The organism is Rhizobium sp. 768_B6_N1_8, assembly GCF_051811225.1.
GTDB lineage: Bacteria > Pseudomonadota > Alphaproteobacteria > Rhizobiales > Rhizobiaceae > Rhizobium.
This window is the reverse complement of sequence record NZ_JBPWPV010000001.1, coordinates 3,854,244-3,866,935: the sequence shown is the minus strand read 5'-3', so window position 1 is coordinate 3,866,935 and position 12,692 is coordinate 3,854,244. Positions and strand designations below refer to the sequence as shown.

Here is a 12,692-nt window from a genome sequence, read left to right as displayed (position 1 = left end):
GCGGATGGGAGCCGCAGGAGGAAATCATGACCGTGGATACCGCAGAGGCTGCACCGGTGGTGTTGTCCGCCAGGCGCATTTGCAAGTCTTTCAGCGGCGTGCAGGTTCTTTTCAGCGTCAACTTCGATCTTCGCGCCGGTGAAATCCATGCGCTGATGGGTGAAAACGGCGCCGGAAAATCCACCCTTGTCAAGATTCTCTCCGGCTTCGAGCAGCCAACATCGGGTGAGATCCTGCTCGATGGCAAACCCATAGTGCTGCCGCCGAATGGTGCTGCCGAGGCGCTGGGCATCGTCATCATCCATCAGGAATTCAATCTCGCTGAACATTTGACCGTGACGGAGAGCCTGTTTCTCGGCCGCGAGGTCACGCATTTCGGCGTGCTCGATCGCAAGTACATGCGCGGTGAGACGCGCCGGGTGCTCGACATGCTCGGTTCGCATGTCGACGAGAATGCGATGATCAGCTCGCTTTCCATCGCCGACAAGCAGATGGTCGAGATTGCCAAGGCGATCAGCCGCGATGCGCGCGTGGTCTTCATGGACGAGCCGACGGCGGTTCTGTCGCGCGAGGAGATCAATATGCTCTTCAAGCAGGTGCGCAAGCTTCGCGATAAGGGCACCAGTTTCGTCTTCGTTTCCCACAAGCTCGACGAAGTCATGGAACTGACCGACAGGGTCACGGTCCTGCGGGACGGCCAATGGGTGAAGACGGCGCCGACCTCCATGCTGGATGGCGAATCCATCGCGCAGCTCATGGTCGGCCGCGAGCTTTCCAGCCTCTATCCCGCCAAAGTCGAGCCCAATGTCGACGAGGAAGTTGTGCTTCGCGTCAGTTCGGTTTCGACCGGCTACGTGCAGGATGCGAGCTTCGAAGTGCGCAAGGGCGAGGTGATCGGGTTTTCCGGACTTATCGGTTCGGGTCGTACCGAGCTGATGGAAGCGATTGCCGGCCTGCGCTCGCGCCTGTCGGGCGAGGTCGTCATCCACGGCGAAAGCGCGTCTTCGGGTGATGCGCGCGCCGCCAATCGCGCCGGCCTTGCCTATATGACCAAGGACCGCAAGTCGAAGGGGCTGCTGCTCGGTTCGGGCATGATCGCCAACCTGACACTGCAATCGCTCGAACGCCATGTCAGCCATGGTTATCTGAGCCCGAACAGCGAAGCGGCAGCGCTTGCAAAGGCCAAGCGGCGCTTCGACATCCGCGTACGCGACGGCAATATCGTTGCCGGTCGCATGTCTGGTGGTAACCAGCAGAAGCTGCTGCTCGCCAAGGTCATGGAAACAGAGCCGCAGATCATCATCATCGACGAGCCGACGCGTGGCATCGATGTCGGTACCAAGCAGCAGATCTACCATTTCATCTCGGCGCTTGCTCGCGACGGGCGGTCGATCATCGTCGTGTCCTCGGAAATGCCCGAGATCATCGGTCTCTGCACACGCGTGGCTGTCATGCGTGAAGGCCGGATCGTTGGCATGCTCGAGGGGGATGAAATTTCCGAACAGGAAATCATGCGTTACGCCGCGGGGCTGAAGCGTCAGGCGGCTGCCTGAGCCGGCATGGCGCGGCACGAGCGTGCTGCGCGCGGGACAAACAAGGTGCCCAGCAGTCATGGGACGGGAGGTTGGTTTTGGACATGAGTGTTAACGAGGAGACCAGGGAAATCCGGCGCAGATCCTGGCGTGATGTCGATCTGCGCGCGGTTGCGCCCTTTGCCGCACTGGCCCTGCTCCTCATCGTGGGCGCACTGGTCAACCCGAATTTCATCGGCATCACCAACCTTACGAATGTCGCAACGCGCTGCGCCTTCATTGCCATCATCGCTGTCGGTGCAACCTTCGTGATCTCGGCCGGCGACCTCGACCTTTCCGTCGGCTCGATGGTGGCCTTCGTCGCCAGCCTGATGATCCTGCTTATCAATTCCGGCGTCATTGCCGATCCGGTGCTGATGCTGACCGCTGCCGTCGTCTTCGCCGTGGTCGCCGGTGCGCTTTGCGGTCTCGCAAACGGCCTCATCACGACAGTCGGCAAGATCGAACCCTTTATCGCGACGCTCGGTACGATGGGCATTTATCGCGGCCTGACGACATGGCTCTCGCAGGGTGGCGCGATCACGCTGCGCTCGGCGGACATCCAGTCTCTCTATCGTCCGGCTTATTTCGGTAGCATTCTCGGCATGCCGGTGCCGATCGTCGTCATCCTGGCGGTCACCGCCGTCGCGGCCTTCATCCTCTATCGTACGCGTTACGGCCGGCATGTCGTGGCTGTCGGTTCGAACAGCGATGTCGCGCGTTATTCCGGCATTGCGGTCAACCGCGTGCGCACAATTGCCTTCGTCATCCAGGGCTTCTGCGTGGCGATCGCCGTGCTGCTCTATGTGCCGCGCCTCGGCTCGACCTCGGCAACGACCGGCATCCTATGGGAGCTGCAGGCCATCACGGCTGTCGTCGTGGGTGGTACAGCGCTGAAGGGTGGTGCCGGCCGGGTATGGGGCACGATCTGCGGCGCCTTCATTCTCGAGCTCGTTGGAAACATCATGCTGCTTTCGAATTTCATCAGCGAATACCTGATCGGCGCAATCCAGGGTGCGATCATCATCATCGCGATGCTGGTGCAGCGGTCGCTGGTGCGCAAATCGTAAGACAAGTGCTTCTCGGATTGGCCGGGCTATCCAGGGCACCCGGCCCGGATTGAATAAGTCCCTGATATTTTTGGGAGGAAATAGCATGCGCAAGCTCATGTTGGGTCTGGCGGTTGCGGGGGTGGCTTTTGCCGGCGCAGCCTACGCCCAGGACAAGAATTACACGATCGGCGTGTCCATTCCGGCCGCTGACCATGGCTGGACGTCGGGCGTCGTGTTCCATGCCGAGCGCGTTGCCAAGAAGCTGATGGCCGAACATCCGGGCCTGAACGTCATCGTCAAGACCTCGCCGGATGCCGCAACGCAGGCAAACGCCGTGCAGGACCTCGACACGCAGGGCATCGACGCACTCGTTATCCTGCCGTCGGATCCGGATCCGCTCGTCAACGCCATCAAGGAAGTCAAGGGCAAGGGCAAGTTCGTCGCGCTCGTTGACCGCGCGCCGTCGAATAACGACAATTCCGTGCGTGACCTCTATGTCGCCGGCAACAATCCGGCACTCGGCGAAGTCGCCGGCAAGTATATTGCCGAAAAGACCCCGGAAGCTGAGGTCGTCATCATCCGCGGCTTGCCGATCCCGATCGACCAGCAGCGCCAGGACGGTTTCGACAAGGGTATTGCCGGCTCCAAGGTCAAGGTTCTCGACCGCCAGTACGGCAACTGGAACCGCGACGATGCCTTCAAGGTCATGCAGGACTATCTGACGAAGTATCCGAAGATCGATGTTGTATGGTGCCAGGATGACGACATGGCAGTCGGCGTCCTCCAGGCCATCGAGCAGGCCAAGCGCACCGACATCCAGTATGTCGTTGCCGGCGCCGGCTCCAAGGACATGGTCAAGAAGGTCATGGACGGCGACAAGCTGATCCCGGTTGACGTTCTCTATCCGCCGGCAATGGTCGGTACGGCCATGGAACTGACGGCTGCTGCGCTCTACGATCAGGTTCCGGTTCACGGCAACTACATCCTCGACGCAACGCTCGTTACCAAGGAGAATGCCAAGAACTTCTACTTCCCGGATTCTCCGTTCTGATAATACTTTCATGCATGCGCCCATTCGAAAGGATGGGCGCATTTTTCATGCCTTCAGACAAGTTGAAGCCAAAATGCGGCACGTACCTCTTGCCGATCCGCGGTGAGCGTGATTAGGTCCAGACCGCGTTGATTTTGGCCCACCCGCTAAATCTTTCGCACTGGCGGGGAGGCGCCTTTTCTTTGTCGAACGGCGCACTAAGATTTATCGGAAACGTTTACGATCGATATTCAGGGAGGAATCTGACATGAAGACGATCAAGGGACCGGGCCTGTTCCTCGGACAGTTCGCGGGTGATACCGCTCCTTTCAATTCCTGGGACGCGATCACCAAATGGGCGGCCGATATCGGCTACAAGGGCGTGCAGGTTCCGACCTGGGCAAGCCAGCTCATCGACCTCAAGAAGGCGGCGACCTCCAAGGACTACTGCGATGAATTCGCTGGCAAGGCGCGTGAAAACGGCGTCGAAGTCACCGAGCTTTCCACCCATTTGCAGGGCCAGCTCGTTGCCGTCCATCCGGCCTATGACGAAGCCTTCGACGGCTTTGCGGCGCCGGAAGTGCGCGGCAATCCGAAGGCGCGTCAGGAATGGGCCGTCCAGCAGGTCAAGTACGCGCTGACGGCTTCCAAGAATCTCGGCCTCAAGGCGCATGCGACCTTCTCCGGCGCGCTTGCCTGGCCCTTCATCTATCCGTGGCCGCAGCGCCCCGCCGGTCTCGTCGAGACCGCTTTCGACGAGCTTGCCCGTCGCTGGAAGCCAATCCTCGATCATGCAGACGAAAACGGCATCGACGTCTGCTACGAAATCCATCCGGGCGAAGACCTGCATGACGGCATCACCTACGAGATGTTCCTGGAGCGCGTCGGCAATCATCCGCGCGCCAACATGCTCTACGACCCGTCGCACTATGTTCTGCAGTGCCTCGATTACCTCGACAACATCGACATCTACAAAGACCGGATCAAGATGTTCCACGTCAAGGATGCCGAGTTCAATCCGACCGGACGCCAGGGCGTCTACGGCGGCTATCAGGGCTGGGTCGGCCGTGCCGGCCGCTTCCGTTCGCTGGGCGATGGCCAGGTCGATTTTGGCGCCGTCTTCTCGAAGATGACCGCCAATAATTTCGATGGCTGGGCCGTGGTCGAGTGGGAATGCGCGCTGAAGCATCCGGAAGACGGTGCGCGTGAAGGCGCTGAATTCGTTGCGGCACATATCATCCGCGTCACTGAAAAGGCGTTCGACGACTTCGCTGCCGGCGGCACCGATCAGGCGGCCAACCGGCGCATGCTGGGTCTGTCGTAAGCGGATCGGGATTTCGAGGAGAATATTATGGCAATCGAAGCATCATCCGAACAGACCCGCGAGCCGCGCATCCGGCTCGGCATGGTCGGCGGCGGGGCAGGGGCCTTCATCGGCGCCGTCCACCGTATCGCAGCGCGTATCGACGATCAGTATGACCTGATCGCCGGCGCACTGTCGTCGACGCCGGAAAAGGCTGCCCAGTCCGGTCGCGATCTCGGTCTCGATCCGTCGCGCACCTATTCCAGCTACCGGGAAATGGCGATCCGCGAAGCGAAGCTGAAGAACGGCATCGAAGCCGTCTCCATCGTCACGCCGAACCATGTGCATTATGATGCGGCGAAGGAATTCTTGCGCCGCGGCATCCATGTCATCTGCGACAAGCCGCTGACCTCCAACCTTGCCGATGCCAAGAAGCTGAAGAAGGTTGCCGACGAGAGCGGTGCACTGTTCATCCTGACGCATAATTATACCGGTTATCCGATGGTTCGTCAGGCGCGCGAAATGGTCGCCAATGGCGAGCTTGGTGATATCCGTATCGTCCAGGCCGAATATCCGCAGGACTGGCTGACGGAAGCGATCGAGCAGTCCGGCCAGAAGCAGGCTGCATGGCGCACCGACCCGGCACAATCAGGCGTCGGCGGTTCGACAGGTGATATCGGCACGCATGCCTACAACCTCGCTTCGTTCATCACCGGGCTGGAGCTCGACAGCCTTGCTGCCGATCTCGACAGCTTCGTGCCTGGCCGCCGTCTCGACGACAACGCCCATGTGATGTTGCGCTTCAAGGCCAAGGGTTCGGAAAAGCCGGCGAAGGGCATGCTCTGGTGCAGCCAGGTGGCGCCGGGTCATGAGAACGGCCTCAAGGTGCGCGTTTACGGCACCAAGGGCGGGATCGAATGGGTTCAGGCCGATCCGAACTATCTCTGGTACACGCCGTTCGGCGAATCCAAGCGGCTGATCACCCGCAACGGCGCCGGTTCCGGCGCTGCCGCCGCCCGCGTTTCCCGTGTTCCCTCCGGTCATCCGGAAGGTTATCTCGAAGCCTTTGCGACGATCTATACGGAAGCTGCGCACGCCATCAACGCCCACAAGAAGGGCAAAGCTGTCGACAAGGCTGTGGTCTATCCGACCGTCGATGACGGCGTGAAGGGTGTCGCCTTCGTGGAAGCCTGCGTGGCGTCGTCCAAGCGCAATGGCGCGTGGGTCAAGGTCTGAGCTTCTGAGCCGATAAGGCGCATGTCATTAAAAAAGCCGGGGCGGTTCGATATCGCCCCGGCTTTTCCTTTTGCGATGATCAGGCTGCAATCGCAGTGCGGCCGCGCTTTAGCAGGTTATCGACGCTGAGCGGACCTGCGCCGGCTGCGACCAGATAAAGGAAAACGAAGCAGAACAGGATTGCCGCGACGCCGCCGTTCTGCGCCGGGAAGAAGCTCTTCGATGCGTGGCCGATGAAATAGGCAAAGGCCATCAGGCCGGAAAGCACGAAGGCTGCGATGCGGGTCTGGAAACCGATGAGCACTAGGAAGCCGAGCGTGAGTTCGATAAGGCCGGCAACCCAGGACAGCGAGCCGACGGGCGGCACGCTTGCTGCGGCCGGGAAAAGCAGGATCTTCTGCGTTCCGTAGCTGAAAAGTACGAGGGACGAGATGATGCGCAGCAGGCTCAGGAGATGCGGCTGGAGCAAATGGATCGAAGAGAACATTCGTTTCCTTTCGTATTGTGATGCTCTTTCCGTGTAAGGATCGCGGTCGCAACAGCAAATCACGACTGCTGACATTGGCGTTATGAGATTGGGAAGAGGGCGTCTGGCGGGCTTGCAGCTGTCTTGTTTTTCTTCCTGCAACGTTGCAGTTTTCTTTCCGCCGGCCTGTACTTTGCCATCAGGCTTGGCTAAACCCCGCGCAGACGGTCAGTCCACAACTGAGAGATGGGATTCACAGATGATCGATCCGAAAAAGCTTGCAGACCGCTTCCCCGGTGATTTCACCTTCGGTGTTGCCACCGCTGCCTTCCAGATCGAAGGCGCCAGCAAGGCAGATGGCCGCAAGCCGTCCATCTGGGACGCCTTCTGCAACATGCCCGGTCGCGTCTATAATCGCGACAACGGCGATGTTGCCTGCGACCACTACAACCGGCTGGAACAGGATCTCGATCTCATCAAGGACATGGGTGTCGAGGCCTATCGCTTCTCGATCGCCTGGCCGCGCATCATCCCCGACGGCACAGGCCCGGTAAACGAGGCCGGCCTCGATTTCTACGATCGTCTCGTCGATGGCTGCAAGGCGCGCGGCATCAAGACCTTCGCGACGCTCTATCACTGGGATCTGCCGCTGCTGCTTGCCGGCGACGGCGGCTGGACGGCACGTTCGACAGCCTACGCCTATCAGCGCTACGCCAAGACGGTCATGAACCGCCTCGGAGATCGCCTCGACAGCGTCGCGACCTTCAACGAGCCGTGGTGCATCGTCTGGCTCAGCCACCTCTATGGCATTCATGCACCGGGCGAGCGCAACATGCAGGCCGCGCTTCATGCCATGCACCACATGAACCTGGCGCATGGCCTTGGCGTCGAGGCGATCCGTTCGGAAGCGCCGAACGTGCCTGTTGGTCTGGTGCTCAATGCCTCCTCGATCATTCCGGGCTCTGATAGCGCGGCTGATCTTGCTGCCGGCGAACGCGCGCACCAGTTCCATAACGGCGCTTTCTTCGATCCCGTCTTCAAGGGCGAGTATCCCAAGGAATTCGTCGAAGCGCTCGGCGATCGTATGCCCATCATCGAAGACGGCGATCTCAAGACTATCAACCAGAAGCTCGATTGGTGGGGTCTGAACTATTACAAGCCGGAGCGCGTTGCGGATGATGCGAGCCGGAAGGGCGATTTCCCCTGGACGGTGGAAGCGCCTCCGGCAAGCGACGTGAAGACGGACATCGGCTGGGAGGTCTATTCGCCGGGCCTCAAGCTGCTCGTCGAAGACCTCTATCGCCGTTACGAGCTACCGGAATGCTACATCACCGAGAACGGTGCCTGCGACAATACCGACGTGGTCAACGGCGCGGTGGATGACGTGATGCGCCTCGACTATGTCAGCGACCATCTCAATGTCGTCGCCGACCTCATCAAGGATGGTTATCCGATGCGCGGCTACTTCGCCTGGAGCCTGATGGACAATTTCGAATGGGCGGAAGGCTATCGCATGCGCTTCGGCCTCGTTCACGTCGATTACAAAACGCAGGTTCGCACGGTCAAGAAGAGCGGCAAGTGGTATCGGGAACTTGCCAGCCAATTCCCGAAGGGGAACCACAAGGCCGTCTGAGGCCAGGTATTTTCGGCAGGGCATCAATGCCCTGCCGATTCAGATCGCGTTCAACGTCTTCGCCGCGGCGAGACGTTTTCCTCTCGTCATTTTCCGCCCGTCGCGGAAATTGAGGGCAAGTAGCGTCAGCTGCACGGAGCCAGCCAGAACTTCGAGCGTCTGCATGGCGTAGAAGACACAGTCAAACAGGCCTGCCGCCGCGCGAAGGTAAAGCAGGATTGCCAGGGGCAGCAGGATCAGCAGCCCGTTTGCGGCGATAATCTTCATGCGTCCGCGCTTCCTTTCGATAGCCGGCGAATGACGACCTCTGGCCAGCGAAAATCCGCTGCCGCCAGTGATTGCCAGCATCGGGATCAGCAGACAGAGACCGGTAAGGATCGCTTTCTTGACGGTAAGAATAGCAGTCGTATCCAGACGAAATTCGGAGATCAGCGTTGCGGTCAGAAAACCCGCAATCAGGACCATGGCAAGAGTGCCTGCGCCGGCATGAACGATCGTTTTCATCTCTGCTCCTCGCTTTCCGTGGCGTCCAGCGCCAGCCGTTGGTCGAACCTGTTCAGGAGATCGAGCGCCGCCCGCAATTCCGGTGCATTTAGTCCGCCGGCCAGCGCATTGGCCCAGCCGGTATGAAGCGCTGATATCCGCGCATAGCTCTCAGTGCCTTGCGGTGTCAGCACATAGAAGGGCGAGCGCTGATGGCGCGGGTTGGGCCGCTTTTCGATAAAGCCATCTTCCTCGAGCTTGTTCACCTGCTTTTGGGCGCCCTGCCGGGTCGTGCCCATCATCTCTGCAATTCCCGGCACCGTGATATGACCTGGGGACAGCGAAATTGCTCCGAGTACCTGCCAGCGGGCACTGGTGAGGTTTAGCGATGCGCCCAGCCGGTCGCCGCCATCCAACAGTCGTCCGTTGATGCGGAAGACCATCAGCATGATGTCCGTCAGCAGATCGGCTTCGATCGTGCGCTTCAAAATTCGCAATCCTCCGTTTCCAATAATGGAAACTAGTTACCATTATTGGAAACTAGTTGTCAACTTGCGAAAACATGCGGTATTCAGGTAAATCCTGAGCCGGATTCTCGATAGTTCCCATGATCTTAAGCGTTTCTTGACCCTTGACTGCGAAGATTTCTCGAACGGGGAGTTGTATGAATTGCCGGCAGTCTTGAGGTCTAAAAGCAGCGGATCGGGTTTAGGCCGCCATACCACGGTTACTGGCGTGCTTTTTTCCTTTGCGGTCATTGTCGCAGTTGTCACCATCATGGTTCTGACAGCGCTGGAGCGCGTCTCGGAAAATGCCAATGTGCTCGATGACGAGCGCTCGCGTGAAACGACCGTCGGGGCGCTCAAGACCTTCGAAGATCAGCTTGCCGCCACGCTTGACGACTATGCCGCCTGGGATGATGCGGCTGCTAATGTCTATGAGCCGGAGGGCATGGCGTGGACGATCAGCAACTACGGCGAGATGTCCCTCAATAGCCCCCTCTTCGATATGGCCATCGTCATTGACGACCAGAAGAAAACCGTCATGTCCTATCAGGACGGTTTGCCAATGCAGATGTTGGTCAGTGATTTCTTCTCCCCCTCGCTTTGGCGGCTTCTGGACAAGGTTCGTGCACCTGATGCCGGCGAGAAGCCGGAAGCTATCGGTTTCATCAAGACCGCAAGAGGCATTGCCGCCGTTGGTATCGCGCTGGTGCGAGAGAAGTCAGGTGAGCTTGATATGCCTGCCCGTCAGCATCGCTATCTGATTTTTGCCCGGCATCTTGATGATGCAAAAATATCTGCTCTCGGCACCACTTATGTGCTGAATGGATTGCGGCTGGTGCCTGCGGACTTTGCCTCGGCCTATTCGGTGGAAATTGCAGATCCTGCTCGAGCGGTTCTTGGCAAACTTGTCTGGGTGTCGCGTTCGCCCGGCGATATCGGCTATGCGCAGGTAAGGCCCATGGTCATCCAGGCGCTTGGTCTGGTCGGCCTGTTCTTCGTCGTCCTGCTCATCATCGGCTGGCTGGCCGGGCGGCGGCTGAAGGCGGAGGAAAACAGTGCGCGGGAAGAAACACTTCGTGATCGCCTGAGCGGCCTTTCCAATCGCGATGGCCTGGGGCTTGCCGTCGACAGCTTCGTTGCAGAAGCACGGCAGACGAAGCGGAACGTCCTGCTGCTCTATCTCGATCTCGACGGCTTCAAGGAAGTCAACGACAGTTATGGTCATGGCACCGGCGACCAGTTGATCCGCGCTGTTGCGGCGGGACTGGACGTGCTGATCCCTGAGGATGCCGTGCTCGCGCGCATCGGCGGTGATGAATTCGCGATCGCTTTCCTTTCGGATGCGGAGAATGCGGCCGCGCTGCAGCTTGCGGAGCAGATCCTCGATTTCCTTGCCGAACCGCTCGAAGTCGGCCGGCGTATCGTCGTGGTCGGCGCCAGCATCGGCATCGCCATGTCGTCGCTCGGTTCGATCGGCCGGGAGGAACTGGTGCGCCGCGCCGACCTTGCCATGTATAAGGCCAAGGAAGCCGGCCGCGCCCGCATGACGCTCTACGATCCGGCCATGGATACCGATCGCGCGCAGCGCAACGCGCTGGAGCTCGATCTGCGCATAGCAATCGAAAGCGGCGATCTCACGCTTGCCTATCAGCCGCTCGTCGATGCCGCGACGCATGAGATGAATGGCGTGGAGGCGCTGGTGCGCTGGAACCGGCCGGGCCACGGTCCGGTTTCGCCTGAGGTTTTCATTCCGATCGCAGAGACCAGCGGGCTCATCGAATCCCTCGGCCTTTTCGTATTGCGCAAGGCCTGCGAAACGGCAAAGCAGTGGCCGGAGCTGAAGATCTCGGTCAACGTTTCACCGGGCCAGTTCCGCAATCCGGCCTTCACCGATTATGTTCGCTATGTGCTGAAGCAGACGGAGATCGAGGCGAGCCGCGTCACGCTGGAAATCACCGAAGGCTACATGATCCAAAATCCGCAGCGCACGCGCCAATCGATCGAGCGACTGAAGTCGCTCGGCGTCAAGGTGGCGCTCGACGACTTCGGCTCCGGCTTTTCTTCGATCGGCTACCTGCGGCAGTTCGGCTTCGATCGCATCAAGATCGACCGCTCGCTCGTGACCGATATTACCGGCGACAGCCGGCAGCGGGAAATGCTGCAGGCGACGGTCGCACTTGCGCGCGCGCTGGATATCCCCGTCACCGCGGAGGGCATCGAGACCGAAGAGCAGGCGGTTGCGCTCCGCCTCTTCGGCTGCGACAGTCTGCAGGGCTATTTCTTCGGCAAGCCCATGCCCGCCGACCAGATCAATGGCCTGTTGCAGGAGCGCCGCGAAGCCCGGGTCCTGCGCCGGATCGCAGGCTAAAACGTCGCTCTATCTCTTTGTTTTCATGCAATTCCGGACGCAAAACCGCTACGCAGTTTTGCTGGAATTGCTCTACGTGCCGATATGCTTCTGGCCGCGCTTCTTGGCGAGTGCGATCTGGTGCTGGCGCTGACGATAGCGCAGGCGGTCTTCTTCACTGCGCGTATGGTAGCAGTTGCTGCAGGAAACGCCTTCCTCGTAATAAGGCGAGGTAACCTCTTCTGCCGTGATCGGGTTGCGGCAGGCGTGGCAGAGCTTGTGCTCGCCTTCCTTCAGACCATGCTCCACTGAAACGCGTTCGTCGAAGACGAAGCATGCCCCGTCCCAAAGACTTTCCTCCTGCGGCACTTCCTCCAGATATTTCAGGATGCCGCCCTTGAGGTGATAAACCTCTTCGAAGCCCTGTTCCTTCATGAAGGCCGTCGCCTTCTCGCAGCGGATGCCGCCGGTGCAATACATGGCGATCTTCGGCTTGTTGTGCAGGCCGGGATTGTTGCGCACCCAATCCGGAAACTCACGGAAGGTTTTGGTCTTGGGGTCAACCGCGCCGCGGAAGGTGCCGATTGCCGTCTCGTAGTCGTTGCGGGTGTCGATGACGATCGTATCGGGATCGGAGATCAGGGCATTCCAGTTGCTTGGATCGATATAGGTCCCAACCACCTTGTTGGGGTCGATATTCTCGACGCCCATGGTGACAATTTCTTTCTTCAGCTTTGCCTTCATGCGCAGGAAAGGCATTTTGGATGCGCGGCTTTCCTTGTGCTCCAGGGCAGCAAATTCCGGCTGTGCACGCAGGAAGGAGAGGACGGCATGGATGCCGGCATCCGGTCCTGCAATCGTGCCATTGATGCCTTCATGGGCAAGCAGAAGCGTACCCTTCACGCCATTCTCCTCGCAGAGCGCCTGCAAAGGCGCCTGCAGGCTCTCGAAGCGTGGCAGGGATACGAAATGATAGAGCGCTGCCACCAGGAAGGGGCTTGTTTGGGTCGCATTGTCGGTCATGCGCGTGGAAATACAGAATATGTCGTCCCTGCGCAATGACAT

Annotated in this window: 11 protein-coding genes; 7 read left to right on the top strand and 4 right to left on the bottom strand. The window is 59.6% G+C overall.

The annotated features are described in order from the left end of the window. Positions 1 to 26 precede the first annotated feature (26 nt). The 5 genes from AB8B33_RS19795 to AB8B33_RS19775 all read left to right on the top strand — a co-directional run bounded on the left by AB8B33_RS19795 (position 27) and on the right by AB8B33_RS19775 (position 6,192). Positions 27 to 1,553, top strand: coding sequence for a sugar ABC transporter ATP-binding protein (locus AB8B33_RS19795; protein ID WP_439016620.1), 1,527 nt, complete (start codon positions 27 to 29; stop codon positions 1,551 to 1,553). A gap of 83 nt (positions 1,554 to 1,636) precedes the next feature. After that, positions 1,637 to 2,641 carry an ABC transporter permease gene (locus AB8B33_RS19790; RefSeq protein WP_439016619.1) on the top strand — a complete coding sequence of 335 codons (1,005 nt, stop codon included), beginning with the start codon at positions 1,637 to 1,639 and terminating at the stop codon, positions 2,639 to 2,641. A gap of 85 nt (positions 2,642 to 2,726) precedes the next feature. Next, positions 2,727 to 3,674, top strand: coding sequence for a substrate-binding domain-containing protein (locus tag AB8B33_RS19785; RefSeq protein WP_007817501.1), 948 nt, complete (start codon positions 2,727 to 2,729; stop codon positions 3,672 to 3,674). Between the two features lie 247 nt (positions 3,675 to 3,921). After that, a complete protein-coding gene (locus tag AB8B33_RS19780; protein WP_439016618.1) occupies positions 3,922 to 4,977 on the top strand; it encodes a sugar phosphate isomerase/epimerase family protein in 1,056 nt (351 codons plus the stop codon). 27 nt (positions 4,978 to 5,004) lie between these two features. Then, the gene (locus tag AB8B33_RS19775) at positions 5,005 to 6,192 is read left to right on the top strand and encodes a Gfo/Idh/MocA family protein (protein ID WP_007817496.1); all 1,188 of its coding nucleotides are present in this window, start codon (positions 5,005 to 5,007) and stop codon (positions 6,190 to 6,192) included. A gap of 79 nt (positions 6,193 to 6,271) precedes the next feature. On the opposite strand, the gene AB8B33_RS19770 is transcribed toward AB8B33_RS19775, so the two are convergent. Continuing rightward, on the bottom strand, positions 6,272 to 6,679 hold the full coding sequence (locus AB8B33_RS19770; RefSeq protein WP_113321919.1) for a DoxX family protein: 408 nt from the start codon (positions 6,677 to 6,679) through the stop codon (positions 6,272 to 6,274). A gap of 238 nt (positions 6,680 to 6,917) precedes the next feature. Here AB8B33_RS19770 and AB8B33_RS19765 point away from each other — a divergent pair, with 238 nt between their 5' ends. Continuing rightward, positions 6,918 to 8,291 carry a GH1 family beta-glucosidase gene (locus AB8B33_RS19765; RefSeq protein ID WP_439016617.1) on the top strand — a complete coding sequence of 458 codons (1,374 nt, stop codon included), beginning with the start codon at positions 6,918 to 6,920 and terminating at the stop codon, positions 8,289 to 8,291. Positions 8,292 to 8,330: 39 nt separating this feature from the next. On the opposite strand, the gene AB8B33_RS19760 is transcribed toward AB8B33_RS19765, so the two are convergent. Both AB8B33_RS19760 and AB8B33_RS19755 read right to left on the bottom strand, forming a co-directional pair. Further along, on the bottom strand, positions 8,331 to 8,795 hold the full coding sequence (locus AB8B33_RS19760; RefSeq protein WP_439016616.1) for a hypothetical protein: 465 nt from the start codon (positions 8,793 to 8,795) through the stop codon (positions 8,331 to 8,333). Then, positions 8,792 to 9,262, bottom strand: a complete 471-nt coding sequence (locus AB8B33_RS19755; RefSeq protein ID WP_439016615.1) for a MarR family winged helix-turn-helix transcriptional regulator — start codon at positions 9,260 to 9,262, stop codon at positions 8,792 to 8,794. Before AB8B33_RS19755 ends, AB8B33_RS19760 begins: the two co-directional genes overlap by 4 nt. A gap of 181 nt (positions 9,263 to 9,443) precedes the next feature. Between AB8B33_RS19755 and AB8B33_RS19750 the strand changes: the two genes are divergently transcribed. Beyond that, complete coding sequence (locus AB8B33_RS19750; protein WP_439016614.1) at positions 9,444 to 11,648, top strand: EAL domain-containing protein; 2,205 nt, start codon at positions 9,444 to 9,446, stop codon at positions 11,646 to 11,648. Between the two features lie 72 nt (positions 11,649 to 11,720). Here AB8B33_RS19750 and trhO read toward each other — a convergent pair whose 3' ends face one another. Then, positions 11,721 to 12,650 carry an oxygen-dependent tRNA uridine(34) hydroxylase TrhO gene (gene trhO, locus AB8B33_RS19745; RefSeq protein ID WP_037103410.1) on the bottom strand — a complete coding sequence of 310 codons (930 nt, stop codon included), beginning with the start codon at positions 12,648 to 12,650 and terminating at the stop codon, positions 11,721 to 11,723. Positions 12,651 to 12,692: the final 42 nt, after the last annotated feature.

Coding starts and splice junctions, on each gene's coding strand:
- AB8B33_RS19790 (WP_439016619.1), top strand. CDS start 1,637: ATGAGTGTTAACGAGGAGACCAGGGAAATCCGGCGCAGATCCTGGCGT.
- AB8B33_RS19780 (WP_439016618.1), top strand. CDS start 3,922: ATGAAGACGATCAAGGGACCGGGCCTGTTCCTCGGACAGTTCGCGGGT.
- trhO (WP_037103410.1), bottom strand. CDS start 12,650: ATGACCGACAATGCGACCCAAACAAGCCCCTTCCTGGTGGCAGCGCTC.
- AB8B33_RS19795 (WP_439016620.1), top strand. CDS start 27: ATGACCGTGGATACCGCAGAGGCTGCACCGGTGGTGTTGTCCGCCAGG.
- AB8B33_RS19775 (WP_007817496.1), top strand. CDS start 5,005: ATGGCAATCGAAGCATCATCCGAACAGACCCGCGAGCCGCGCATCCGG.
- AB8B33_RS19785 (WP_007817501.1), top strand. CDS start 2,727: ATGCGCAAGCTCATGTTGGGTCTGGCGGTTGCGGGGGTGGCTTTTGCC.
- AB8B33_RS19760 (WP_439016616.1), bottom strand. CDS start 8,795: ATGAAAACGATCGTTCATGCCGGCGCAGGCACTCTTGCCATGGTCCTG.
- AB8B33_RS19765 (WP_439016617.1), top strand. CDS start 6,918: ATGATCGATCCGAAAAAGCTTGCAGACCGCTTCCCCGGTGATTTCACC.
- AB8B33_RS19770 (WP_113321919.1), bottom strand. CDS start 6,679: ATGTTCTCTTCGATCCATTTGCTCCAGCCGCATCTCCTGAGCCTGCTG.